Source organism: Carnobacterium mobile DSM 4848, assembly GCF_000744825.1.
GTDB lineage: Bacteria > Bacillota > Bacilli > Lactobacillales > Carnobacteriaceae > Carnobacterium_A > Carnobacterium_A mobile.
Genome location: NZ_JQMR01000001.1, coordinates 771,115 through 796,420 on the forward strand (window position 1 = coordinate 771,115; position 25,306 = coordinate 796,420).

23 protein-coding genes, 1 other RNA gene and 2 other annotated features (1 of these 26 cut by a window edge) are annotated in these 25,306 nt (G+C 36.4%); of the genes, 5 read left to right on the forward strand and 19 right to left on the reverse strand.

The features are described from left to right. Positions 1–203 precede the first annotated feature (203 nt). Positions 204–2,852, reverse strand: coding sequence for an alanine--tRNA ligase (alaS, locus tag BR87_RS03470; protein ID WP_035028713.1), 2,649 nt, complete (start codon positions 2,850–2,852; stop codon positions 204–206). A 658-nt stretch (positions 2,853–3,510) separates the two neighbouring features. Continuing rightward, a complete protein-coding gene (locus tag BR87_RS03475; RefSeq protein WP_035028716.1) occupies positions 3,511–4,392 on the reverse strand; it encodes a YitT family protein in 882 nt (293 codons plus the stop codon). A 204-nt stretch (positions 4,393–4,596) separates the two neighbouring features. Between BR87_RS03475 and BR87_RS03480 the strand changes: the two genes are divergently transcribed. Then, positions 4,597–5,550 (forward strand): diacylglycerol/lipid kinase family protein, encoded by a 954-nt coding sequence (locus tag BR87_RS03480; RefSeq protein ID WP_035028718.1) that lies wholly within the window; start codon positions 4,597–4,599, stop codon positions 5,548–5,550. A 67-nt stretch (positions 5,551–5,617) separates the two neighbouring features. Here BR87_RS03480 and recD2 read toward each other — a convergent pair whose 3' ends face one another. The 8 genes from recD2 to BR87_RS03520 form a co-directional block, all read right to left on the reverse strand. Continuing rightward, a complete protein-coding gene (gene recD2, locus BR87_RS03485) occupies positions 5,618–8,110 on the reverse strand; it encodes an SF1B family DNA helicase RecD2 (RefSeq protein ID WP_035028721.1) in 2,493 nt (830 codons plus the stop codon). Positions 8,111–8,132: 22 nt separating this feature from the next. Further along, the gene (locus BR87_RS03490; RefSeq protein ID WP_035028724.1) at positions 8,133–8,813 is read right to left on the reverse strand and encodes a tetratricopeptide repeat protein; all 681 of its coding nucleotides are present in this window, start codon (positions 8,811–8,813) and stop codon (positions 8,133–8,135) included. 193 nt (positions 8,814–9,006) lie between these two features. Next, on the reverse strand, positions 9,007–10,131 hold the full coding sequence (gene mnmA, locus BR87_RS03495) for a tRNA 2-thiouridine(34) synthase MnmA (RefSeq protein WP_035028727.1): 1,125 nt from the start codon (positions 10,129–10,131) through the stop codon (positions 9,007–9,009). Between the two features lie 184 nt (positions 10,132–10,315). Further along, complete coding sequence (locus BR87_RS03500; protein WP_035032768.1) at positions 10,316–10,657, reverse strand: cysteine desulfurase; 342 nt, start codon at positions 10,655–10,657, stop codon at positions 10,316–10,318. Between the two features lie 97 nt (positions 10,658–10,754). Then, positions 10,755–11,903 carry a cysteine desulfurase family protein gene (locus BR87_RS03505; protein ID WP_035028730.1) on the reverse strand — a complete coding sequence of 383 codons (1,149 nt, stop codon included), beginning with the start codon at positions 11,901–11,903 and terminating at the stop codon, positions 10,755–10,757. 149 nt (positions 11,904–12,052) lie between these two features. Next, on the reverse strand, positions 12,053–14,335 hold the full coding sequence (gene gshAB, locus BR87_RS03510) for a bifunctional glutamate--cysteine ligase GshA/glutathione synthetase GshB (protein ID WP_035028733.1): 2,283 nt from the start codon (positions 14,333–14,335) through the stop codon (positions 12,053–12,055). Next, entirely contained in the window at positions 14,322–14,861 is a 540-nt protein-coding gene (locus tag BR87_RS03515) for a pyrophosphohydrolase domain-containing protein (protein WP_035028737.1), read from the reverse strand. The genes gshAB and BR87_RS03515 overlap by 14 nt, the downstream gene beginning before the upstream one ends. 21 nt (positions 14,862–14,882) lie before the next feature. Continuing rightward, the gene (locus tag BR87_RS03520; RefSeq protein WP_035028740.1) at positions 14,883–15,980 is read right to left on the reverse strand and encodes an AAA family ATPase; all 1,098 of its coding nucleotides are present in this window, start codon (positions 15,978–15,980) and stop codon (positions 14,883–14,885) included. Positions 15,981–16,280: 300 nt separating this feature from the next. On the opposite strand from BR87_RS03520, the gene BR87_RS03525 reads away from it, so the two are divergent. The 4 genes from BR87_RS03525 (at position 16,281) to BR87_RS03535 (ending at position 18,829) form a co-directional block, all read left to right on the forward strand. Next, positions 16,281–17,561, forward strand: a complete 1,281-nt coding sequence (locus tag BR87_RS03525; protein ID WP_035028743.1) for a replication-associated recombination protein A — start codon at positions 16,281–16,283, stop codon at positions 17,559–17,561. Between the two features lie 89 nt (positions 17,562–17,650). Continuing rightward, a non-coding RNA gene (gene ssrS / locus BR87_RS12805) (6S RNA) lies at positions 17,651–17,838 on the forward strand. Between the two features lie 112 nt (positions 17,839–17,950). After that, a complete protein-coding gene (locus BR87_RS03530; RefSeq protein ID WP_035028746.1) occupies positions 17,951–18,232 on the forward strand; it encodes a hypothetical protein in 282 nt (93 codons plus the stop codon). 135 nt (positions 18,233–18,367) lie between these two features. Then, positions 18,368–18,829 (forward strand): universal stress protein, encoded by a 462-nt coding sequence (locus BR87_RS03535; RefSeq protein WP_035028749.1) that lies wholly within the window; start codon positions 18,368–18,370, stop codon positions 18,827–18,829. 95 nt (positions 18,830–18,924) lie between these two features. Here the strand turns inward: BR87_RS03535 and BR87_RS03540 are convergent, their stop codons facing one another. From BR87_RS03540 to BR87_RS03580, 9 genes are all read right to left on the reverse strand, one after another. Beyond that, a complete protein-coding gene (locus BR87_RS03540; protein WP_035028752.1) occupies positions 18,925–20,118 on the reverse strand; it encodes an acetate/propionate family kinase in 1,194 nt (397 codons plus the stop codon). 21 nt (positions 20,119–20,139) lie between these two features. Then, positions 20,140–21,147: a class I SAM-dependent methyltransferase gene (locus tag BR87_RS03545; RefSeq protein WP_035028759.1), complete on the reverse strand. Its 1,008-nt coding sequence runs from the start codon at positions 21,145–21,147 to the stop codon at positions 20,140–20,142. 146 nt (positions 21,148–21,293) lie between these two features. Further along, a complete protein-coding gene (locus BR87_RS03550; RefSeq protein ID WP_035028760.1) occupies positions 21,294–21,626 on the reverse strand; it encodes a hypothetical protein in 333 nt (110 codons plus the stop codon). A gap of 98 nt (positions 21,627–21,724) precedes the next feature. Continuing rightward, on the reverse strand, positions 21,725–22,009 hold the full coding sequence (gene rpmA, locus BR87_RS03555; RefSeq protein ID WP_035028762.1) for a 50S ribosomal protein L27: 285 nt from the start codon (positions 22,007–22,009) through the stop codon (positions 21,725–21,727). Positions 22,010–22,038: 29 nt separating this feature from the next. Next, on the reverse strand, positions 22,039–22,374 hold the full coding sequence (locus BR87_RS03560) for a ribosomal-processing cysteine protease Prp (protein ID WP_035028765.1): 336 nt from the start codon (positions 22,372–22,374) through the stop codon (positions 22,039–22,041). Positions 22,375–22,391: 17 nt separating this feature from the next. Continuing rightward, positions 22,392–22,700, reverse strand: a complete 309-nt coding sequence (rplU, locus tag BR87_RS03565; RefSeq protein ID WP_035028768.1) for a 50S ribosomal protein L21 — start codon at positions 22,698–22,700, stop codon at positions 22,392–22,394. 15 nt (positions 22,701–22,715) lie between these two features. After that, positions 22,716–22,789, reverse strand: a sequence feature (ribosomal protein L21 leader region). Positions 22,790–22,908: 119 nt separating this feature from the next. Then, positions 22,909–23,589 carry an amino acid ABC transporter ATP-binding protein gene (locus tag BR87_RS03570; RefSeq protein ID WP_035028770.1) on the reverse strand — a complete coding sequence of 227 codons (681 nt, stop codon included), beginning with the start codon at positions 23,587–23,589 and terminating at the stop codon, positions 22,909–22,911. A 15-nt stretch (positions 23,590–23,604) separates the two neighbouring features. Beyond that, positions 23,605–24,153 (reverse strand): amino acid ABC transporter permease, encoded by a 549-nt coding sequence (locus BR87_RS03575; protein ID WP_342341580.1) that lies wholly within the window; start codon positions 24,151–24,153, stop codon positions 23,605–23,607. Between the two features lie 159 nt (positions 24,154–24,312). Next, positions 24,313–25,113 (reverse strand): amino acid ABC transporter substrate-binding protein, encoded by an 801-nt coding sequence (locus BR87_RS03580; protein ID WP_035028773.1) that lies wholly within the window; start codon positions 25,111–25,113, stop codon positions 24,313–24,315. Between the two features lie 76 nt (positions 25,114–25,189). Then, positions 25,190–25,306 (reverse strand) — a binding site (T-box leader) (it continues 138 nt past the right edge of the window).

Consider the following 25,306-nt stretch of genomic DNA (forward strand, 5'->3'; position numbering starts at 1 on the left):
GCGAAGTAAAAGCTTGCATTAATGTGACTCTTGGTTTTGGGACATTTTTACTTTCGCTTGACATAACTATAAACAATTGTAACCAGATTTCTATTTTTCTTTTTTATTGCATTGATTCGCTTTTCTTTTTCGTTCTAAAAAAAATAGACTGAAACCCTTAGAATTACTGATTTCAGTCTATCTCTTCTCTTTCCCGATTTTACCTAGCTATTTTGTTGGACCCAGTCTGTAACTCTATCTAATGCAGCAGTTAATCCAGCTGGATTCTTTCCTCCTGCTTGAGCCATATCAGGGCGTCCACCGCCGCCGCCACCGACTAATGGAGCAATCTCTTTGATTAAATCTCCAGCTTTCAATCCTTTTTTAATGGTTTCTTGATCAACTGCTGTCAACAAATTAACTTTTCCATTTTTAGCAAAACCAAGAGCTAAAACATTTGAAACAGCTTTTTGTTTCCATTGATCTGCAAATTGACGCAATTGATTCATATCAGCGGCTTCTACTTTTGCTGCTATGACGGTAAGACCATTTACTTCCTGAACCTCACCAAAAATATCATTTGCTTGTTCATTGGTCAGCTTCGCTTGTAATGCTTCGTTTTCTTTTTGTTTTTCTTTAAGATCTGATTGTAATTGTTCGACTTTTGCCTCTACGTCTTTAGTTTGTTGAGCTTTTACTAAGTGTGCCACCTTATTCAATCGACGTTCTTCTGTCTGGAAGAATCTATAGGCAGCTTCGCTTGTAACAGCTTCGATACGACGCACACCGGCTCCTATACCTGACTCTGAAATAATCTTAAAGACGCCAATTTCACTTGAATTTTTAACGTGCACGCCTCCACACAGTTCTATCGAATAATCTCCTACATTAACAACACGGACAACGTCCCCATATTTTTCACCGAACAAGGCCATAGCGCCCATTTCGCGTGCTGTTTCAATATCCGTTTCTACAGTAGCGACTGGAAGAGATTCCCAAATCTTTTCATTTACTTTGCGTTCCATCTCAGCCAATTCCATTTGCGTCACTTGACCAAAATGAGTAAAATCAAAGCGCAAGTAATCTGCAGTAACTAATGATCCTGCTTGATTAGCATGTTGGCCAAGGCTGTCTTTTAATGCTTGATGCAATAAATGTGTTGCAGTATGGTTGCGTGTGATTTTACGACGTACTGTTTCATCAACAGATAAGTGATAAGTTTCTCCTACAGTAAGTTCTTCTAGAACCTCTACTGTATGCAAAGGCTGGCCGGCAGGAGCTTTTTTCACATCCACTACTTTTCCAACTAACTGGCCTGTAGCGTCTTTGATAAGCCCTTTGTCTGCGACTTGTCCTCCCATTTCAGCATAAAACGGTGTTTGATCAAAAATCAAACGAACTTTATCGCCAACTTCTGCTTTCGGTACTAGTTTTTCATCAGTTGCAATAACTTCAAGTTTCCCTTCTGCTGTTGTTTGGTCATATCCAATAAATGTACTTTCAGCTTTAACTTCTGAAAACAATTGATTTTGTGTTCCCATTGATTTTTCATCGCTTCTCGCTGCACGAGCACGGTTGCGTTGTGCTTCCATTTCTTTGATAAAACCTTCATGATCAACAGTTAATCCTTCGTCTTTTGCATATTCTTCTGTAAGTTCAACCGGGAAGCCAAAAGTATCATATAGTTTAAAGATATCTTTTCCACTGATCCGAGTTTCTCCCGCTGATTTTAAATCAGCCACTAACTGGTTTAAAATCATTAACCCATCATTAATTGTTTCATGGAAACGTTCTTCTTCTGTTTGGATTACTTTCGCAATAAACGTTTGTTGTTCCAGAATTTCTGGATAATGGCTGAACATGATTTTCCCTACAATCGGTACTAATTTATACATGAACGCTTCATCTATTCCAAGTTTTTTCCCATGCATAACTGCCCGGCGTAATAAACGACGTAAAACATACCCACGTCCTTCGTTTGAAGGTAATGCTCCATCACCAATTGCAAAACTCACTGCGCGCAAATGATCTGCAATTACTTTAAATGAAATATCGTCTTGGCTGTTTTCTCCATACTTTTTACCATTGCTTATTTTTTCAATTTCTTTAATGATCGGCATAAATAAATCTGTTTCAAAATTGGTAGGCGCATCTTGCAAAATTGAAACAAGACGTTCTAATCCCATTCCAGTATCAATATTTTTATTAGGAAGAGGTTCGTAAGTGTCATCTTCTTTGTGGTTAAATTCAGAAAAAACTAAGTTCCAAATCTCAAGCCATCGTTCATTTTCACCGCCTGGGTAATTTTCGGGATCGTCTTTTGCCAAAGTATCAAATGCTTCGCCGCGGTCATAAAAAATCTCTGAATCAGGACCACTTGGGCCAGCTCCGATATCCCAAAAATTATCAGCCACTTCGACAATATGATCTTCTGCTAACCCTACTTTTTCTCGCCAAATTTGAGCTGCTTCTTTATCTTCTGGATAAACCGTTACATAAAGCTTTTGCGGATCTAAATTCAGCCACTTTTCATCAGTTAAAAATTCCCATGCCCAAAGGATCGCTTCTTCTTTGAAATAATCTCCAATAGAAAAGTTCCCCAGCATTTCAAACAAAGTATGGTGTCTAGCCGTTTTACCAACATTTTCAATATCATTAGTCCGAATACTTTTTTGTGCATTTACTATTCTTCGGTTTTCAGGAATAACTGAACCATCAAAATATTTTTTAAGTGTGGCTACTCCTGAGTTGATCCATAACAATGTTGGGTCTTCTATTGGCACCAGAGAAGCACTTGGTTCAATTGAATGACCTTTTTTTTCAAAAAAATCTAAAAACATTTGACGTACTTGATTACTTGATAATTGTTTCATCCTTGTTCTTCCTTTCAATCTACTAGCTATTTTTTGTTAAAAAAAGGGTATAAAAAAAGCCCAATTACAACATTGCCGGACAAGGACGAATTAATCGCGGTACCACCTTGTTTGCAATGATGTCATTCGACATACTCATTACCTCTTACTTCTCGATAACGTGAGAAACGATAGTATTTCTACTATATATAAAAAAGGGAGCATCTCATTCATTTTGCGAGTTTTCTTTCAGCCTAGGAAAACCTTTCTTTGAGCAATTATTAAAAGAGACATATCCTTTTACCATCGACTAAAGTATAGGAGAACTTTATTTGAATGTCAATAAAAAAATTAAGGGAGTGAGACAAAAGCGTTTAGACCCGAATCTTCTACTTCGCATACCGTATCCCTAAGCAGCTAAAGCTGCAAGGGCTAAGGCAACTGGAACGAATAAGGGCAGTATGGTCACACGACAACCGAGCATTCAATAGAAACACTGTAGGCTAGCGCCTAAGTGTATCCTGTCTTTACGTAGCTAAAGTTACTACAGGCATGACAAAACGGACGTTGGGTCTGCTTTTTGGAACACGTTCTAGCATAAACATTCCGATATGCAAAGGAGGTTGGAACTTTTGTCCCAACCTCTTGTACTTTATTTTTCTATTGTGTTTCGACGCGGTTACAAATTTTCAGTAGTAGAATCTTTAGCTAGTGTAAAACCTTTTCCCCATACTTCGCTAGCACTCATCACGACAACAAAAGCATCAGGATCTACCTCTAAAATGGTTTCTCTCAAATACGTAAATTCTTGTTCATCTACCACGCACATCAGCATTTCTTTAGCATGATTACCATAACCACCAGTAATGCTTAAATTAGTAACACCTCGATTAATATTTTGATAGATAGCGGTTTTGATCTCTGAAGCAGCTTCGGAAATCACCATGACGTTCTTAGAACGATTGAAGCCAACTTGAATCATATCAATTGTTCGACTGATAACAAATAGGGAGATAATAGAAAACATGACGATTTCTCCATCAAATGCAATTAAAGCAGCCAGAATAACTAAGCCGTCTATTAGTGCAACACTTGTCCCTAAAGGCAGCTTTAAGTATACATGGATCACCTGTGCTATAATACTTGTTCCGCCTGTTGAGGCTTTTGCTTTAAAGACTAACCCAAGGCCTATACCTGTGGTAATCCCTCCAAATAGTGCCGCTAATAAGGGGTTCATGGTCCATGGCTCTAAAGAACTAAGCATCCCAATAAAGCCTGGAAGAATTAAACTTCCTAAAATAGTTTTAAACCCAGCTTCTTTACCTAATGCAATAAAGCACAACGCCAGTAAAGGAATATTAAAAGCGAACTGAACAAGCGAAGGATCCCATTCAAACAAACGATGTAAAATTGTGCTGATTCCGCTGACCCCACCTGAAACAATTAAATTTGGCAATAAAAATACGTTAAATGAAACTGCCGCGATAAAAGAACCGACAACAATGAAAATGATGTCGATTACTTGTAAGGGGAAATGATCTTTTTTTATTTTCTTTTTCATTATAAACTCCTTTTTTTTCTCAAACTTTTTAAACCACTGCTCATTCTATCATTAATTTTCTGCTTTGAAACCTTTTTTTAAATTATTCTGTTCGGGTAAACAAGCCTTCCGTCTCGTATCTGTTTGACTATTTTTCCTCTTACTTTTTTATCTCCTTTGATTTATACTTATCTAGCTAACGATCAATTAACTAAAGGAGTTTCCATGATAAAGCCAAAAGAAATCCATATTGTTTTTAATGAACTTTCTGGTTCCGGGAAAGGTCAGCTTATTTGTCAAACTTTAGTAAAAGAAGTAAAGGAAAAAAAGCTTTCTTTTTCCTTACATAAATCATGCTATGCCGGTCATACTGTCAAAATAGTAGCAGAATTAGTTCAAGAACTGAATGCTTTGCTTAGTTCAGCCACTGCTATACTGCTGATTGTCGGCGGAGATGGAACTTTACATGAAGCACTGTTAGGACTTGGTGAAACATATAAACACATTCCACTAGCTTATATTCCAGCAGGATCAGGAAATGATTTTGCAAAAGGATTAGGGATTTCAAAAAACACTTCAAAAGCACTAGAGCAGATCTTATCTGTTAAAACACCTAGAGAAGTAAATGTTATCCAATTTAAAGAAAACAATAAAAAACAAATCCGTTATGCTGTCAACAACGTGGGTGTCGGATTTGATGCATCAACCGTCAAACAAGCAAATCAATCAACAGTGAAAGCACGTTTGAATCGATACCATCTTGGCTCCTTAACTTATCTCATTTCGGTCATCACTGTCTTGTCTCAACAAAAAGCGTTCCCCATCGAAGTCGTAACGGACCATCAGAAGCTATCCTTTCCTAAGGCTTTTTTAGTTACCGTGAATAACCATCCTTATTTTGGCGGTGGAATTAGAATTTCCCCCAAAGCTTCTCCATATGACAATAAAGTTGATTTAATTGTCCTTGAAAAATCTTCTGTCTTTAAAATTATTTGGCTTTTTTTGTTACTGCTAGCTGACGGACGTCATTTAAAGCATAAAGATGTGCATTATATTAAAACTGAAAACCTTCGCCTGTATTCCGCTGTACGAGAAGAAGTTCAAGCAGACGGTGAACTTTTAGGTTATCGTACAATTGATTTACAGCTCTCTTCATCTTCACGCTATTTCTGGTTTTAATGTTGAAAAACTCTAAGCTGTCAAAAGAGCTAAAAGAACAGATTACCTGTTTCTTTTAGCTCTTTTTTTAAGGAGCGATACCTTCCATGCCGATCATGGGATCAATTTTATTCGATTGAATCAATTCTATTGTTAATCGATAAGAAGCCGGCACTTCTTCTTTCATTTCAAACAATGAATCCTCTTCTAGCGTCTTCTCACTAGCGACTGATTCTGAAGTAGCTGTTTTATGTTTTTCTTCTGAGGATTCCTTAAAAGCGGCTTGTGTCGTTTCATCAGATAAGACGTCTTTTTCTTCTATAAGCCGTTCTTTTAATGTAGTCAAACGTGTAGCCGAAGATTTCATAACACATTCTTGAAAAGCTGAATTTTCTCCGCATAAAATTAATAATTCGCTGCTCCTGGTGATCGCAGTATAAAGCAAATCACGTCTGAGCATTCTGCCATAATTTTGAACCATTGGCAAAATTACCATCTTAAATTCGCTGCCTTGTGATTTATGAATCGAACAACAATAAGCTAAAGTGATTTTATTCCATTCATTTCGTTTGTACGTTACTTCATTCGAATCAAATTGAATAACCAGCTCATCTACTTTATCTGCTGTTTCTTTTGCATAAGTAATACTGGTAATTTCTCCCATATCTCCATTAAAAACGTTTAATTCAGGGTTATTGACCAATTGCAGAATTTTATCTCCAATGCGGTAAACCCGGTCGTTAAATTTTACTTCTTTGCGCTGGCTTGTTTCATTAGGATTCAGAATTTCTTGCATCATTTTATTCAACGCATCAATACCAGCCGGACCTCGGTACATTGGCGCCAGAACTTGGATGTCTTGAGATGTAAAACCTTTTTCTTTTGCCTTCGCTACAACTTGTCGAATGACTTCTTCAATCTGGTAAGCATTGCAAGAAATAAACGAACGGTCTTTTTTATTTTGAGTAAAATCCCCTGGCAAACGTCCATCTTTGATTTCATGTGCTAAGGGAATAATAGTTGACCCGTCTCCTTGACGATAAATTTCATTCAATTCCATACTTGGAATTAGATGGGCATCAATCAAATCATGCAGCACTTGTCCTGGTCCAACAGAAGGCAGCTGATTTTTATCACCCACGAATAGAACTTGCATATGTTGAGGTACCGCTCGAAGCAACTGATTGGCCAGCCAAGTATCAACCATCGACATTTCATCGACAATCAACAGGCCTCCTTCTAACTCACGGTCAGATTGTTGGTCTTCATTATTGTTTTCTCTCCCATTTAATCCTAATAGGCGATGAATCGTACTGCTTGGCAAGTTCGTCGTTTCATTCATTCTTTTAGCGGCACGTCCCGTCGGCGCTGTCAATAATATTGGAAAAGGCTGTTCTTTATAATCGTTTAAATCTAATGATAACCCATTTAATTCAGCAAATAATGAAACGATTCCATTTAAAACCGTCGTCTTTCCTGTTCCTGGACCACCCGTTAAAATAAACATCGGAGATAGCATCGCTTCCTCAATTGCTTTTACCTGTGATGCTCCATAAGAAATTCCCAATCTTTTTTCTAGTTTTCGAATTTCCTTAGGAATATCGTGGGTACCATATGTAATTTTTTTGCGATTTAATAGACGTTTAACGGATGTACTGATTCCCCATTCAGCAGCATATAATGATTTAATATACAGTTTTTTCTGATCTTCGATAATTTGATTTTCTTCGATCAGATGAACTAATTCATCAGCTACTGCATCTGGTTCAATAATAAATGAACGGCTAGATTCTAAAACAGTTAAACTCTCTTCCAACAGATCTTCAGCTGATGTATACGTGTTGCCTTGACTTAAGCACAATTCACTCAAAGCAAATAAGACCGCTGCTCTTAATCGTCCTGGAGAATCAGGAGCAAAGCCCAATTGTTCCGCAATAGCATCCGCTTTTTTAAAGCCGATGTTTTCAATATCCTGAACCAGTTGATAAGGATTTTCCTGGATGATTTCCAATGTTTCTCCTTGGTAGGTTTGATAGATATTATAAGCTAGTTGGCTTCCAAATCCATAACTGTTTAAACCAATGATGATTTTCTCCATTCCATCACTAGCATGGATCGTTTGGATCAAGACTTCTTTTTTCTTGCTGTTTAATCCTGTTACTTCAGCTAAAGCATCTGGATTTTCACTGATTTTGTCAATAGCGTTTTCGCCTAAAACATGCACGATGTTTTCAGCTGTTTTCTTCCCAATTCCAGGGAACTTGTCGCTGGAAAGGTAATTTATTACACCTGCCATCGTCGTAGGTTTTTCTTGTTTGTAACGATTACTATTAAATTGAAGGCCAAACTTAGGATGATCGATCAGTGTGCCATAAAAACGATACGTCTCTTCTTCTTGAATTTGACCAAAGTTTCCTGTGACGACAATTTCTTTATCCGCATAATCACTGTTTGTCTCAGTCACTCTTATTAATAAAACTTTATAAAAATTTGTTGGATTTTGATAGAATATTGCGACGACTTGTCCTACGATATACAGTTCTTCCGTTGCAAATAAGTCTAATTTTTCTTGTTCGACCATTTCTATCCATCCTTTCCGTTCATTATTCTTCTTGAAACTGAATAAATTTTTCGATCGCTTGCAGTTGTTGAAGCCGTTTTAAATGTGCTTCAGGGTTTAATTCATGAGAAGTTTTAAAAAAACTTTCTACAGTAGTCGCTGATTCATTTAAAGCCATCCCAATCACACCCCGTTTAAACCATGCTTCATCATTATCTGGGGTTACTGCGACAGCTTGTTCAAAATACCCCTTTGCTTCCTTAAAATGGCCTGTTTGCATAAAGCAATCCCCTATCAAGAGAATCAGCAAACTATCTTTTGAATTCTCTGGGTAGGCTAGTAGTAAATAAACAAGGGCTTTTTTAGGGTTTTCTAACATTAAATAACATTGGCCTATCATAATCGCAGCATCATTTTTTAAACTGGTTTCTTCAGCCTGAAAAACACGTTCAAAATACACCAGACTTTTTTCAGGCATATTTTTGTAGTAATACAAATTCCCAAAAGTATATAGCAATTCTAGGTGATTTTGGTATTTTTGAAGTGCCGTTTCTAAAACAGCTTGAGCATCTTCGTATTTTTTAGCTAAAATTAAAATAGAGGCTAAATTACAGTAACTATCACTATTTTCAGTTTGTTCTTCGATTTCCTCAAACAATAATCGGATCGCTTCGTTTAATTTTCCTTGTTCCCATAATTGAAAAGCTTTATGGTTCCGATTCATTTTGTTCACTCCTTTTACAACTCTTACTATTCTACATCAAAACAGCCTGTTTTTCTACTCAAGGAAAAAATCCCTTTTATAAAAAGCAATAAAAAAATTACGTGTAAGCACATTAAGATGCTTACACGTAATTTATAAATACTAGCTAATTGTTCGAGACCAATACGCTAAAACGCGCTCATCCTCAAAATTTTTAAACGTATTGCAATTCTTTCGTTTCATTGTAAGCTGCATCAATCGTTCCGCCGCCTAAACATTCCATTCCATTATAAAATACAACGGCTTGTCCTGGAGTGATAGCTCGTACAGGTTCATCAAATTCCACTGTTGCGGTTGTTCCATCTTCATTTAAGTGAACAGTAACTGCTGTGTCCGCTTGACGATAACGGAATTTAGCCGTACATTTGAATGTTTTCGGCATATCTTCATTAACTGTAAAATGAACATCTGACGCGTTTAAGTGGGTTGCGTATAACCATTCATGATGGAACCCTTGCCCAACATAAAGCGTGTTTGTCGCTAAATCTTTTCCAATAACAAACCATGGTTCACTCGATTTTCCGCCGCCGCCAATACCCAATCCTTGACGTTGTCCAATCGTATAGTACATCAATCCATCATGCTGTCCTTTTACTTCTCCATCAGGAGTTACCATTTTCCCGGGTTGTGCCGGCAAATAAGTCATTAAAAATTTTTTAAAATCGCGTTCGCCAATAAAACAAACCCCAGTTGAGTCTTTTTTCTTAGCGGTAGCCAAGCTCGCTTCTTCAGCAATTTTACGCACTTCAGACTTTTCCATTCCACCTAAGGGGAATAAAACTTTTGATAGTTGTTCTTGAGATAATTGATTTAAAAAATAGGTTTGGTCTTTGTTATTATCCACACCTCTGAGCATATGCGTCACGCCATTTTCATCTCGTTCAACTTGGGCATAATGGCCAGTTGCAACGTAATCTGCACCCAACTCAGTTGCATAATCTAAGAACGCTTTGAATTTAATTTCTTTATTACACATTACATCTGGATTAGGTGTCCGGCCTTTTTTGTATTCGTCTAAAAAGTATTGAAACACTTTATCCCAATATTGTTTTTCAAAATTAACAGAATAATAAGGAATTCCAATTTGGTTCGCTACAAGAGCTACATCATTGTAGTCTTGAGTAGCTGTACATACGCCAAACTCATCTGTATCATCCCAATTTTTCATAAAAATACCCACAACATCATAGCCTTGTTGTTTCAATAATAAAGCTGTAACGGATGAGTCAACTCCACCGCTCATGCCGACTACGACACGAGTATTGCTGTTGTCTTTCATACTATCACCATCATTTCAAATAGATTCTGAAAATCTTAACGATTTGAAGGTCGTATTTTTTCAGTCTTAATCATTATACTAACTTTTTGAAAGAAAGCAAGACAGCTGTTTGATAAGAAAGCTAAAAAATAAAAAACCGCATAAAAGAAAACGGCAATGGCTCATCCTCTTTTATGCAGCTGATTTACTCTTTAATAAAAATGCCTTGTTCCACAAAATTCTGCATAATGAATTCATATTTTTCTCGGATTTTAATAAAAGCTTCTCCATTGTAAATGTTAACGGCTCTCAATCCATTATGAGTAGTCGCTGAAAGTTTTAACTGAGTTAAATCACTGGATACCATTACTTTCAATTTTATTCCTTGTTTATTTAATGAGTTATCATCTAACGAACGAATATATTGAAAGTTTCCAGTTTTTGCTTCTTCAAATCCATTGTCTCGTAATGTATAACGTTTTACATCAGGGTTAACGGCATACGTATCTGTTGATCCCTGAAGTTTCGCTGTTTTTGTAAATGCCACTTCCATTCACCTCATCTTTTATTTTTCATTCTTTTTACATCAGAATGTTCATTCTAATGATATTCTAGCTGTTTTTTCCATTCCCATCCTATTTCAACTACTTTTTTAACCGGTTAATTACTTTTATCAGTTCATCTGCTAATTGATCAATACTTTTAGAAGTTGTTCCTAAACCAAAACTAATCCGAACAGATTCGTTGATTCGCGAGCTTCTTTCACCGTACATAGCTGTTAATACATGACTAGGATCGATATTCCCTGCTGTACAAGCTGATCCGGCAGAAATAGCAATACCAGCTAAATCCAACAGCAGCAGTAATTTTTCTGAGGAAACTCCAACAAACCACATACTGACGATATGAGCCAAATGAACAGTTGGATCGCCGTTTACTTCAAAATCGATCCCCGCATCTTCTAATCGTCCTAATAACTGATTCCGGTAATGATGGTAAGCTGTTTTGCGTGCTTCTTTTTCTATCTGTGCAATTTCAACAGCTTTTTGAAATCCTGCAATAGCTGGTATATTTTCTGTCCCAGCTCTGCGTCTTGTTTCTTGTTCACCGCCTAGCATAAAACTAGGCAAATGGATTTTCTCATTAATGTACAAAAAGCCTATTCCTTTAGGTCCATTGATTTTGTGGCTTGAAGTAGAAAGCAGATCAATATGATCGCGCTTAACATCAATCGTTTCTAAGCCATATGCTTGCACTGCATCTGTATGGAAGAATGCTGACGACTCACTTTCCTGAATGATTTCTCCAATAGCAGCAATATCCGTTAGAGCGCCTACTTCATTATTTCCATACATAATGGAAATGAGTATCGTGTCACTTCGTAAGGCTGCCCTGACTTGTTCCGGATCGACTTTTCCTAGTTGATCTACCGGCAAATACGTTACTTCAAACCCGATTGATTCCAAGTATTCCATTGGTTTCAACACTGCATGGTGTTCAACAGCCGTTGTAATCAAATGTTTTCCTTCCGTTTGGCGAGAAAATGCAGTTTCTAAAATAGCGGTATTATCACTTTCTGTTCCGCCGCTTGTTATGACGATTTCGTTTGGTTTAGCTCCAATACTCTCAGCAAAAGTCTGCTTAGCCTCATCCATTATCCGCCGACTATCCCGTCCAAATTGATGAATACTTGAAGCATTTCCATAATGATTTTTCATTGTTTCATAGACGACTTCTATCACTTCTGGGTGTACCGGACTAGTTGCAGCATGATCTAAATAAATTTTTTCCATATTGCCCCTCCGTGACCATTTTTTGATTCTTAAAATTTTACCACTATTTTTTCTCTTCGACAATAGACAAAATAACATAAACAAATCGGCTATTTATTAATGTGTTTATTGTTGATTACTTACATTTCTATCCATTTATGCATCAAGAATTAATTGATTACTTCCGGAAACAGCATTTTTAAGATTCCCATGGTTAATGGTCGGCCTTTGCCTTCAGAAACAAAAGCATGCATATGCATTGCTGGATTAAAATTTGCTTCAATTACAGTATAGCCTGGACAGTCCACTGTAGATGGTTTTTGGTAATCAGGTATAATCAAATCTACCCCACAAACTTTTGCACCAATTGTCTTTGTCATTTTTACAGCAGCATCTTTATACGTTTGATCGATCAAGTCGGTCATATCAATTGAATCTCCACCGGTGCTGATATTCGAATTTTCACGTAAATAAACGCGTTTTCCATTTTCTGGGATACTGTCAATTGTAAATCCTTGTCCTTTTAGCATCAGTTGTTCAATTTCTCCAAGTTGGATTTCTTCTAAAGGTGCGCGATGATTCGTTCCGCGTAACGGATTTTTATTTTTTTCTGTGACTAACTCTTTTACGGTGTGTTTCCCGTCTCCTACAACATTAGCAGGCACGCGTAATAAGATAGCCGCTACTTGGTCATCTAATACGAAAAAGCGATATTCTGTCCCTTCTATAAACTCTTCAACCAACACAGCAGAATCTTCTTTAAAGGCAAAATCCATTGCTGATTGATAATCTTCAAAACTTGCTCCTTCTTTAAAGATAGAGATCCCTACTCCATAATTAGTTGATTTAGGTTTTACTACAATCCCTTTATTCTCATATTGCCAATAGCTCTCTTCAGCTTCAGCTTTCGTTTGGTATTCTTCTCCTACCGGAACTTTAAATCCAGCTTCAGCTAAAACTTTTTTTGTGACAGTTTTATTTTCCATAATCAAAGGAGCAATATACGTATCTTTGGATGTCATATTCGCATTTTTTACATATTCACTGTGCTTTTGATAATCCAGCTTTAAAAATTGTTCAGATTCATCTAAAATTTCCACTTTTAATCCTTTTTGAAGCGCATCAAAAAGCAATAATTGGGTCGACATCTCCATGTTCGAAAAGCCTCTTAATGAGTAAGGGCGCTTAAGGGCCTCTTTTTTGTAGTGTTGAGCTAACTTCATACCAAAAGACAAGTACGATCCAGCTTCTTCAATTCCTTTGATTATTCGTGCAGCAATCGTTTCTTCTGGATAAATAAGCTGTTTTTTTGCTTGTTGGATACAGTCAAGCTGTACCTCAGTTCCATTCGTTTCTCGAACCATTTCCTCCATTTGAGCAATTAAATCCAATCCTTCGTTTTGAAAGCCGGTTACATCATTAGGGTGCTCTAAAGCAATCGCATCGCTCATCTTTTTCCCTTCTCTAACTTCAGCCATTGTTGCTGTATCCTCTTTCCAAACCATTAACATACAGAAAAGATGAACAACTTGCATATCTTGTTCTGACATCCCAAAAGCATCAAAGGGGTTCAAGTCAAAGATTCTTAACTCTACATATGAAATTCCTTTCGTCAATAATTCGTGAACAGTTTTTGTTTCTCTTAAGCGAATACCTGAATAGAATTCTCTTTCTTCACTTAATTTCCCTTCACTCACTGCTTCTTCTAAATCAGCAACATAATCGGCTACCGTTTCAAACGAAATAGAGACATCATCTGAATTGGCATAACCATAATGGCTACTTCGAATGCTTCTGATATAGTCTCGCGGTGCACTGTTTCCCTGCTGGTCATTTTTAAAGAAAGTTTCATCGCCTGTAGGAGCAGCCCCTAAAAGGTAAGTTAGCAGCCATTGATAACGCAGAAAATTCTTAGCTAACTTCAAGTAAATAGCTGATTTAAAGTCTATCGGGTTTAAAATATCTGTTTGATTTTGATACAACCGCTCAATAAATTCTTTGTCGAATTCAAAGTTATAATGTACGCCGCTCAGCATTTGTTTCGTCTTCCCATATTTTTCTGCTAAATAATGCCGGTAATCAACATCTTCACGTTTTTCTAGATTAGCCACTGGAATAGCTTCTTCTTCTGGCAGCGTTACAGGCATACTCATTGGCCAGATGTATTCATCTTCAGGAATCGTTCTTAAGGCCACATCATGAAGAGCGCTTAACCAACGATGTGTTTCGTGAATCGAAGTAACTGGCGAAGTAATAAACTCTAATTGAGATTCACTAAAATCGGTTTGAATATATGGATGAAATGACCGATTTCCAAATTGTCGTGGATGTTCTGTTAAAGCTAGTTTCCCAGAGGATAAGGTACGCAACCCTTCTTTTTCTATCCCATAAACAGCTTGATAAAATGCATTCTCCATTTTTATTTCTTTAATGTTTTCTTTAATTGTCTTCATGCAATTCTTCCCTCTTTTTTTCATTGATTTGTCGTTCGATTTCAGCTCGGATTTTTGGTTCAGGAGCAAAATCTCTTTCCCAATTTTCTGGCTTCATTACTTTGCCATCTGATTCTCGGTAATGTGGTTTGCCATCCGAAAACAATTTTCCCATATTCGCTTCATGAACGATTGAAAAAATAGGCTCAGGGTCCACTCCCATCAAAACAAATGAACCATAATTAAAATAATTAGCATCAGTCAAAGCGTCAACTTGACCAATTAAATTTGATTCCACTGTTTTTTGTTCCGTTCTTATTTTAGTAAGCGTTTGGTTCACTTCCTTTTGCCATTGAGAAAAAAGCTTATCAAAAGCAGAGAGATCTCCAGAGACACTTGCATACAGAAACTCTATGATCTCTTCAGTTGAAAAAACTGCCCTTGATAAAGCTTCCTCAGGAGTAAGGGCTTTTGGGGTTTTATTTTCCGAAGGATGAAAAACTGTATGGAACTCTTGAGTTTGTTCATAGGCAGATCGTTTACTCATTTTAAATTCTCCTTAATTATCTTAGCGATTCCTAGATTCTTTTAGTGAACCGTCCTCATTTATCGAGTCTTGCGAAATTAAATATTTTCGTAAAGCTGCATTTTCAGACTCCAACACTTTCCGATTCATTTCTGATTCTTTCAAATCTTGTTGCATGATTTTTAAAAATTGAAAGTGGTCAGTGATTGACCGATCGGTTTTTTCAACCTGAGCTTTTTCACTAAGTACTTTTTTTAAATCTTCTTCAAGTCCTGCTATCTCTTCTTTTAATGCTGCATTATTTTCTACTAGACTACTGTTGTAGAATAAAAGTTCGTTTGCTTCTTTTCCTGTTTTTCCTTCAAGTAAGTTAGTACAAATCAAATAAGCAGCCAGACATGCAATCAAAATAAACAGAAAAATCGGGAGAAATGAAATCGGGTGTAAAAAAGACAGCCAAATAATAGCTAAACTAGCTAATAAAAAAATAACTAAACTGGTTCTGAAATTTTTTATTTTTCTTTTGTTGTCTTGACCACGGTAATAGTACATTTGATTCTGTAATTCCTGTTCACGTAAAAGATATTCATCTTGTTTTTTTTGTATAGCATAAAACAAATTTTTTTCTTTATTCTCCAGCTGTTCTTTCATTTGTGCTTGATACAGCAAAAAACGTTCTTTTTCTTTTTCCAACTGTTCAAATTCTTTTTCTGCTAATTTTTGATATGCCCTTCTTTTCGCAGCGACTTCTTTTTCTAATGCAGCTGATTTTTTTTGAACAGCTTCTTTTATTGTTTCTTCTTCTTTAGCTGCTTCATCTATTAAATTCCTTTTGCTTTCTGCAAAAGTTTTTTTCAATGCTTGTTGTTTTAAGACATAAGTAAGTTCTAGTACAGCTATATATTCTTTTAAATTTCGGTTTTTTTTCTCTTTCTCTTGTTTAAGCGCCACTTTATATTCTTTAATTGCTTTTTTTAATTCTGTCAATTGATATTGAATATCACAGTAGATGCCTTCAGTTTGCTGGTAAGCCTCATTTAAGATCTCCTCAGCTTGCAATTTAGTTAAATAAAGGGCTGTTTCTTGAGAAGTACCAGGAGCTGACTTGCTCTGCTCTTTTAACTTTAACTTCTCTCTCATCTACTTCACTCCTTCAGTATATCTAGAAATAGTATCATGATTATATTGCTAAGTCTTTGCATAAAACTACCGGCTTCAAGAAAAAATTATTCGGTTAAACTGCAGTTAAAAGCTTTTTGCAGTTATTCCTGTATTTATACTCATTTATGATAGCATAATTTCTAGTCAATAGGGAGAATTCCAGACTATTCTACTTACAAAAAAGCAATTAAAATAAAGCAAACGAATGTTCCTTATGAGTAGAAGCTGTGCTTTTAAAATGATATACTAGATAGAAAGAGTTTTTAAGGAGGTCCTTTTTTGAATAAGCCCTTAGCGTTTCGTATGCGGCCGACTCGCATAGATCAAATCGTCGGACAATCTCATTTGGTTGGCCCTGGGAAGATCATTCAGCGAATGGTAGATGCCAAGATGCTTTCCTCTATGATTTTATACGGTCCGCCAGGAATTGGAAAAACCAGTATCGCCAGTGCAATTGCTGGTTCTACCCAATATGCTTTTCGTATTTTGAATGCAGCTACCGATACTAAAAAAGACTTACAAATTGTAGCAGAAGAAGCAAAAATGAGTGGTTCAGTTATTCTGTTACTAGATGAAGTGCATCGTCTTGATAAACCCAAACAAGATTTTTTATTGCCGCATTTAGAAAGCGGACGTATTATTATGATTGGTGCAACCACTGAAAATCCTTATATTACGATTAATCCTGCAATTCGTAGCAGGACGCAAATTTTTGAATTAAAACCTCTTTCTATTGAAGACATTCAATCTGCTCTGCTCCGGGCCTTGAAAGATAAAGAACGCGGCTTAGGCAACGAATCAGTAGCCTTACAAGAAAAGGCTTTATTGCATCTTTCTCGTGCAACTAACGGAGACTTAAGAAGCGCACTAAACGGATTGGAATTGGCTGTTAAATCTACAGAACCTGATGAAAATGGAGTTATTCATATTACATTAGATATTGTTGAAGAATGCATTCAGCGTAAAGCCTTAACGCATGATAAAGATGGTGATGCTCACTATGATGTTATTTCAGCTTTACAAAAATCTATTCGCGGCAGTGATGTAAATGCTGCACTTCATTATTTAGGGCGGTTAATCGAAGCAGGAGATCTTCCAATCATTTCAAGAAGATTAATGGTCATTGCTTACGAAGACATCGGATTGGCAAATCCCGCTGCTGCCCAGCGAACGGTAACAGCGGTCCAAGCGGCTGAAAAATTGGGTTTTCCAGAAGCTAGAATCCCTTTGGCTAATACTGTAGTAGATCTGTGTCTTTCGCCAAAATCCAATTCATCTTATGTAGCGATTGATGCTGCCTTAGAAGATATTCGGGCAGGCAAAAGCGGAGATGTGCCTGATCATTTAAGAGACTCTCATTATAGTGGTGCCAAAAATCTAGGAAGAGGACTACATTATAAATACCCTCACGATTTTCCAGGTGCATGGGTAAATCAACAGTACCTTCCTGATAAATTAACAAAAGCAGTGTATTACCATCCGAATCATACAGGCAAATATGAAGATGCATTAGCTCAGCAATACGATAAAATAAACCAAATAAAAAAGCAAAAAAAATAACGTTTTCTTTCTTATGCTACTGCGATAACGGTGCTTAAACCCAACCTAATTTATTGACAGCTTTATAGGCGTGTGCTACTATAAGGATAAGATTTCTGAGATGTTCGTCATGTCCAACATGTGTTGACCGAACAATTAATAATACCTTGGGATCCTAACTGATTCAAACAAATAACAAGCCTTTTCACTTGGTAGTTAGCTGTTTGACAGCGGAGCCCACCTGCTAACTGCGGGTTCAATACAACCTGGACGTATCAACGGCATCACCGGATTTCTTAATTAAAGTTGAAAAACTTTGAAAGCCATTCTTCATTGAATGGCTTTTTTCTTATGTTATACTTTTCTTATACATATGGTAGTTTCTAGTACTATAAAAAGGAGTGAAATGAATGCTGCTATCTATTTTATTTGGTATCTTTGCTTTTTTGATATTTTATTTGGCTTATTTTTTATTCAGTGGAAAAGCTGCTGTTTTTATCACAAAAAAACAAGATGAAAAAAATCGCCTTGCCCAAACTTTTTTTTCAGTTATCGGAATTTTATTAGCGATCAATGGATTCTTCGCGCTCTTTTTAATTTTTTACCATCCAATTTGGCTTGCTTTGATACTACCTGGACTCGTTTGTTTGATTGTGCTTGCTTTTGTGTTTGGCTTGAATTATTTTATGTGACATATATGTACGTAAAATTTTTATGTTCTTTCTGAAATGTAATCTCTATGAAAACGGATTTATTTAGGGTACAATAGAAATAGAAATAAGTTGGCAGAAAAGTTAATAAAATCTTATTAGGATGGAGTGGTTTATATGTTACAACAATACAATCGAATTTTAGTAGCGATTGACGGTTCAAAAGAAGCAGAATTAGCTTTTAAAAAAGCTGTGCAAGTAGCTGTACGGAATAACTCAACTTTAGTATTAGTACATGTTATTGATACACGAGCTTTCCAAAGTATTTCTACTTTTGATGGTTCAATGGCTGAAAAAGCTAAAGACCAAGCGACTACAACTCTAGAGGAATATGTGCGCTATGCTAAAAATCATCGTGTTGCAGATATCAGCTATTCTATTGAATACGGTTCTCCAAAAGTTCTGATTGCCAAACAGATCCCCGAAGATAAAAACATTGATTTGATCCTTTTAGGTGCAACTGGATTAAATGCTGTAGAACGTATTTTCATCGGCTCTGTTTCTGAGTATGTTATCCGCCATGCTTCTTGTGACGTATTGATTGTCAGAACTGATTTAGAAAACAAAAAGGAATCATAATTGTTTAATCAAAAAAAAGACCTCATACTTTAGTATTCTAAAGTACGAGGTCTTTTTCATCAAACTTCATTTCAAGTCCGCACGTAACGGCTCAATTATTTAACACGCAATCTTTCAACATCACGAGCAATAGCGATTTCTTCGTTTGTTGGAATCAATAACACTTTAACTTTCGAATCAGCTGTTGAAATAACGCGTTCTTCGCCGCGCACTTTATTAGCTTCTTCGTCAATTTTTGCTCCAAACCAATCCATTCCATCAATAATAATTTGACGAGTTTCTGGAGAATTTTCTCCAATACCTGCTGTAAAGACAATTGCATCTGCACCATTTAAGACTGCAAAATATTGACCGATGTATTTTTGTACACGGTTATAAAAAATATCTAATGCTGTCTGTGCTTGTTCATTGCCTGCTTCAGCAGCTTCTTCTACATCGCGCATGTCGCTAGATACGTCAGAAAGTCCTAATAGTCCTGACTTGTTATTCAAAATATAAATCATTTCGTTAATATCTGTGATGTTTAATTTATTCATTAAGAACGGCAATAATGATGCATCAATATCCCCAGAACGTGTTCCCATAGTAATACCAGCTAGAGGTGTGAAGCCCATTGATGTATCGACTGATTTTCCACCTTCAACAGCTGTAATTGAACCGCCGTTACCTAAGTGACAAGTAATCAATTTTGTTTCTTCAAGCGGTTTTCCTAGCATTTCTGCTGCACGCTCGGATACATATTTATGAGAAGTTCCGTGAGCACCATATTTACGAGCTGCAAAATCTTCGTAATAACTCATTGGAACACTGTATAAGTAGTTTTCTTTTGGCATAGAAGTATGGAAAGAAGTATCGAATACAGCTACGCTTGTGATATTTGGCAACAATTTTTTAAACGCTTTGATCCCTGTTGCATTTGCTGGATTGTGCAAAGGGGCGAATTCTGCTAAACTTTCAATTTGTGCTACGACTTCATCAGTTACTAAAGCAGAGTCTTTAAATATTTCACCACCTGCTACAACACGGTGTCCTACTCCTGTGATTTCGTCATAACTTTCAATAACGTTTAATTCGATCAGTTTATCTAAAACCATTTGGATAGCAATTTCATGGTTTTTAATATCTTCTACTACTTTGTATTTTTCACCATTATATTTAGTAGTAAACACGGAATTCGTTAATCCTACTCGTTCCACAATTCCTGAAACGATTTCTTCTTCTGCCGGCATTTCGTATAATGTAAATTTTAAACTTGAACTTCCTGCGTTAATTGCGATTGTTTTTGACATAGTGGGTGAATCTCCTTTGTTTTATTTATTTTTTTTATTCCAAGTTTCAACTTCCTGCATAAAATGGAGCATAGCTGGCTGATTTTTAAAATCAGGAATTTGTGCAAGTAAAACTTGCTTCACTTGTTGGGCGTGATTTCCTTTTTTCTGAAGCAAAAGAATGGATTTTCGTGAGTTTTTTGTTTGAAATAATTCTTTTGGTAAATGCAGCATACCTTGAAGATAAGCTTCTTCTTGAATCATTTTAGTCAACGCAGCTGCCTCTTCTGTTTCAAATAGCTGAGAAGGAACTAAAAAGACTCCGTAACCGCCTTTTTTTAAATAATGAATGCTTTGTTCAATGAATAAGTGATGTGCAAAGGAATGACCTTTTTCTGAACTGGTTTTAAATTGCTTGGCTTGTTTATCTACTGGGTAGAACCCAACTGGCAAATCACTCACAACAATATCTACTGGATCCACCAGCAAGCCAGTAAGCGCATCTTGATGAGTCAGTTTAATCTTTTGTCCTTGCAATTCTGTACTAATTAAAGCCAACACTAATAACAAATCATCATTATCAATTCCTTCGGCGACTACTTCGATGTTTCGAGCACTTAATCCATTGTAAACGGTCGATAATAAGTTTCCTGTTCCTACTGCCGGATCAAGTAACCGAATCGTTTTTAAAGTTGGATCCATTAGGGTCTCAATAAGATAAGCTAAAACAAAACCAATGGCATCCGGTGTCATTTGATGATTTGCTTGCAGCTTATCTTCTTTTGCACCTTTTAACAAAGCTAGTTGAAAACTTTTTCTAATCTCTTCTGGCTCCATTTCAGCTAATGGCAGATCTTGGTATAATGTATTCAACGCCTCAGCTGTTTCCTCAGAAGGCAGATTATTTTCTCGTCGAGCTTTTTTTCCATCAAGGATGTTTTCACCTGTTTCGGAAAGCCCTTCTAAATATGAAACACCTAGTTCTTTCTGTAGCATTTGAACGGAGGTATCTAATGTTGAAAATAAACTCTCAATCTCTTTTTGAGACAATGGGTGCAACCTCTTTTCTTTATTTAAAGCTATTCTACCTTAATTTCTAATCTTTGTTTAGAAAGAATTATCTGTTCAGTATTTTTCACTACCTGTATTATTTTAACGAAAAATCACTTAATTTACAAGACTGTTCTTGTTGAATCTTATTTTAATTGTTTGTATAGGCCTAACCCAATAACAATGCCTAGGACCAATAGATTAATTATAAAGTACTTTAAAGAAGATTTCCATAATTGGCTCTTTTTCGAATTGCGGTAGCTAAAATTACTGGCTGGCTTTCTAAAAATTAAATAGATAAGCAATCCTGGAACCAGTAAGGTTACAATCATTATAAGTACCCACAGCCAGCCGCGCATACGCCTAGCTTCTGCGTCATAGTACATCCATCTGGCTAATTTAACTACTCCGATTATAAAAAGAATAATGACAATAGCCATCACACTAATGCCCAAAATTCCGATGATCAAGTCACTCATTCTAACGCTCCTTTTAAAGAAAGTTTCGTTATTGCACATGTTTTAAACTTAAAAAAAAAGCTCTTCTACAAGAATAGAAGAGTTTCTTTTGTGTTTAATTATTGAGCAGCTGGATAAACAGATACTTGTTTTTTGTCGCGGCCTTTACGTTCGAAACGAACAACGCCATCAACTTTTGCAAATAAAGTGTCATCTCCACCAATACCCACATTAGTACCTGGGTAAATTTTTGTACCGCGTTGACGGTATAAAATTGAACCACCAGTAACAGTTTGACCATCTGCACGTTTAGCACCTAAACGTTTAGATTGAGAATCACGTCCGTTAGTAGTAGATCCGCCCCCTTTTTTATGGGCAAAGAATTGTAAATTCATTTTCAACATCTGAATTGCACCTCCTGTTTTAATCTAATTCATTGCTTTAACTTGACATAATCAGAATATTCTTCTGCTATACTATTTAAAGATAAGCAAAGACTTTCCAAAAGAATCTGTGCAATGTTTTCCTGCTCATCATTTATTCCTATTGGCAGTTCAACATATAAGTAACCGCCTTCCACCTCATCATTTGCTTCAATAAGAGGAGTGAAACCGCCTAAAGCAGCTAAGCTGTTAGCAGTTCCAATGGTTAAAGCTGATACAGCTGCACAAACAATGTCTGTTCCGTAAGCTCCTGACTCTGCATGTCCAGTAACTTCAAAAGAAACAATCGCCCTTTTATCGTTACGTCTAAAAAATGCTTGAATCATTCACAAACACCGCTTTCTTACAAGTTGATTGCATTGATCATTACTTTTGTATATGGTTGACGATGTCCTTGTTTGCGATGAGAGTCTTTTCTGCGTTTGTAAGTAAAAGTCGTAACTTTCTTTTGACGACCATGCTTTTCTACAGTACCTTCAACAACAGCTCCGGCAATAGTTGGAGCTCCAACTTTTGTTTCTTCGCCACCTACTAAGATAACTTCATCAAAAGTGACAGTTTCACCAGCTTCAACGTTTAATTTTTCAATATAAACTGCTTGGCCAACTTCAACTTTAATTTGTTTTCCACCTGTTTTAATAATTGCGTACATTTATTCGCACCTCCTTATTAGACTTAGACTCGCCGTCATGAGCGCCATTTAGGACTTGTAAACTCATTCCCGCGCGGTTGTAGTTGTGGTGCTACACATTAACAACAATAGTAGCATACCAAAAAGCACCTTCCACGTCAATCAATAATTTTCATTCTTGAGTAAAAAGCTGCTGCTAATTTTCTTCCTATCCTTTTTTCTTTTTAGGTCAAGGATGAATAAAAGTATCTGAAGAAACCACACGTGTCCCGAATTCTTTTGCAAACTCTTTATCATGTGTCACAATTAAAATACCGGTACCTGCAGCAGCTATTTTCTGCATCATTTTCCCAATATCACTAGCAGATTCACGATCTAAAGCTGAAGTTGGCTCATCGAAACATAAAATTTTAGGGTTTAACATCATTGCCCGGGCAATGGCCACACGCTGTTGCTGTCCACCTGATAGAGTACGTGGATAAACATCTTTTTTATCCGCTAAACCCATTTGCAAAAAAAGAGATTCAGCTTTGTCTATCGCTTCATTTTTTGACATTATTTTTTGTCCAACAGGTGCTTCTATACAATTTTCTATAATCATTAAATTCGGAAACAATTGATAATCTTGAAAAACCATCCCAATTTGTTTTCTATAAGCCGCTCTCTCTTTTTTAGTCGTATATTCCGCTTTGCCAGCAGTAGAAGATTTGCATAAATAATTGCCGGCAATAGAAATGGAACCTTGATCCGTTTCTTCAAGTCCATTCAACAACCGCATGAAAGTAGTTTTTCCTGTACCTGATTTCCCGATTAAAGTCACAACTTCTTTTGCCTTTATTGTAAAGTCAAAGTCTTCAATCACTTTTACCTGATTGAATTCCTTAGAAATATTTACTGCATTTAATACCATTTTATTTTCACCTCTTTAAAAATCGAATTTTGTTTCAATAAAGTTCAAAGCTACTGTAATGATGCCAGTAAGCAGAAGATAAATGATGCCTACTGCTGCAAAGGGGAGCAGTGAAGCATACGTATTAGCTGCAATTTGCCCAGCTCTCAACAACTCACTTAACCCTAAGATGTATACAAGCGACGTGTCTTTTACAAGCGAAATGACTTCATTTCCTATTGAAGGCAGTACGATCCGAAAAACTTGTGGAATAATAATTCGTTTAAATCCTTGGAATTTTCCCATTCCCAAAACCTTGATAGCTTCAAATTGTCCGATAGGAATCGATAAAATTCCTCCTCTAAAAATCTCAGCATAATAAGCTGTATAATTTAATAAAAAGGCTAAAATAGCTGCTGTAAAACGATCAAAAGTTATCCCAATTATCGGAAGGCCGAAGAAAATAACCATCAATTGTAACAATAGCGGTGTCCCGCGCATAATATAGATATAAAGCTGAATGATCCATGTCACCCATTTTGGGCCATAAATTCTAATACAGGCTATCAGAAACCCTAAGGGAATCGTTAAAGATAAAGATAATAAAAAATAGTTTTAACGTAGTGGTTAACCCGTTTAGCAACGCTGGCATAATGTCTGTCATTAAGTTCATCTTCCTTTTCCCCTTTCGCTACTTTTATTTAATTGATTTGTTTTTTTAGTAGTCACTTGACTATCTTTTGATCACTCTGCAAACCAATTGCTATAAATCTTATCATACGTTCCATCTTTTTTGATAGCTGCTAACGTTTCGTTCACAGCCTCTTTCAATTTCACATCTGCTTTTCGAAAACCTACTGCATATTCTTCCTCACCAAAGTCCTCATCCAGCACTCGGTAATCGGCATCGGTATTCTGCTTCATATAATAACGACCAAGCGTTTCGTCTACAACGATCGCATCACTTCTGCCAGACTTCAAATCATTGAATACATCATTATTAGAAGGATATTGAATAATCTCGCCATTTTTGAGTGACGGTACAATATTCGATTTATCTGACATAATGGCATCCACTGCACTCGATCCTTGTTGAGCAGCTAACGTTTTATTCTTTAAATCTGCTTTCTTTTGAATCGTGCTATTTTTTAAAACAATAATGACTTGGCTATTATTTAAATAGGGTTCACTAAAAGCAACTTTTTGTTTACGTTCTTCTGAAATGGTATAACCATTCCAGATCACATCAATATTCCCTGCATTTATCTCTGTTTCTTTCATAGACCAGTCAATAGTTTGAAATTCAACGGCAATGCCTAACCGTTTGCCAACTTCTTTGGCTAAATCGACATCAAACCCAACAATTTCACCGCTTGAATTGCTATATCCCATTGGAGCAAAGGTATCATCCAATCCCACAACTAACGGGCCTTTTTCCATAATCTTATCGGAATTATCTGCTTGAGATGTATTGCTGCTGCATCCTGTTGCCAACATTGCCATTGAACCCAATGCAATCATTGTTTTAATCAATTTGTTTTTCATATTAATCTCTCCTTTTTTTGATTATTTTAAGTAAAGAAAACAAAAAAAGTCCTTTGCTTTCCTGATCAACAGGAAAGCAAAGGACGATAGTTTAAATTATCGTGGTTCCACCTTTTTTTATAGTCTCTTCACAGAAAACTATCTCATCACGTTCAAAAATACTAAACGCTAGTACGTTAACGGGTACATCCGG

Bases quoted from the DNA above. Each gene is read 5' to 3' on its own strand.
- BR87_RS03550 (WP_035028760.1), bottom strand. From the start codon at position 21,626: ATGAGTGACTTGATCATCGGAATTTTGGGCATTAGTGTGATGGCTATT.
- alaS (WP_035028713.1), bottom strand. From the start codon at position 2,852: ATGAAACAATTATCAAGTAATCAAGTACGTCAAATGTTTTTAGATTTT.
- rplU (WP_035028768.1), bottom strand. From the start codon at position 22,700: ATGTACGCAATTATTAAAACAGGTGGAAAACAAATTAAAGTTGAAGTT.
- BR87_RS03570 (WP_035028770.1), bottom strand. From the start codon at position 23,589: ATGGTATTAAATGCAGTAAATATTTCTAAGGAATTCAATCAGGTAAAA.
- BR87_RS03490 (WP_035028724.1), bottom strand. From the start codon at position 8,813: ATGAATCGGAACCATAAAGCTTTTCAATTATGGGAACAAGGAAAATTA.
- BR87_RS03475 (WP_035028716.1), bottom strand. From the start codon at position 4,392: ATGAAAAAGAAAATAAAAAAAGATCATTTCCCCTTACAAGTAATCGAC.
- BR87_RS03560 (WP_035028765.1), bottom strand. From the start codon at position 22,374: ATGATTCAAGCATTTTTTAGACGTAACGATAAAAGGGCGATTGTTTCT.
- mnmA (WP_035028727.1), bottom strand. From the start codon at position 10,131: ATGAAAGACAACAGCAATACTCGTGTCGTAGTCGGCATGAGCGGTGGA.
- BR87_RS03530 (WP_035028746.1), top strand. From the start codon at position 17,951: ATGCTGCTATCTATTTTATTTGGTATCTTTGCTTTTTTGATATTTTAT.
- BR87_RS03480 (WP_035028718.1), top strand. From the start codon at position 4,597: ATGATAAAGCCAAAAGAAATCCATATTGTTTTTAATGAACTTTCTGGT.
- BR87_RS03505 (WP_035028730.1), bottom strand. From the start codon at position 11,903: ATGGAAAAAATTTATTTAGATCATGCTGCAACTAGTCCGGTACACCCA.
- gshAB (WP_035028733.1), bottom strand. From the start codon at position 14,335: ATGAAGACAATTAAAGAAAACATTAAAGAAATAAAAATGGAGAATGCA.
- recD2 (WP_035028721.1), bottom strand. From the start codon at position 8,110: ATGGTCGAACAAGAAAAATTAGACTTATTTGCAACGGAAGAACTGTAT.
- BR87_RS03515 (WP_035028737.1), bottom strand. From the start codon at position 14,861: ATGAGTAAACGATCTGCCTATGAACAAACTCAAGAGTTCCATACAGTT.
- BR87_RS03540 (WP_035028752.1), bottom strand. From the start codon at position 20,118: ATGTCAAAAACAATCGCAATTAACGCAGGAAGTTCAAGTTTAAAATTT.
- BR87_RS03520 (WP_035028740.1), bottom strand. From the start codon at position 15,980: ATGAGAGAGAAGTTAAAGTTAAAAGAGCAGAGCAAGTCAGCTCCTGGT.
- rpmA (WP_035028762.1), bottom strand. From the start codon at position 22,009: ATGTTGAAAATGAATTTACAATTCTTTGCCCATAAAAAAGGGGGCGGA.
- BR87_RS03535 (WP_035028749.1), top strand. From the start codon at position 18,368: ATGTTACAACAATACAATCGAATTTTAGTAGCGATTGACGGTTCAAAA.
- BR87_RS03580 (WP_035028773.1), bottom strand. From the start codon at position 25,113: ATGAAAAACAAATTGATTAAAACAATGATTGCATTGGGTTCAATGGCA.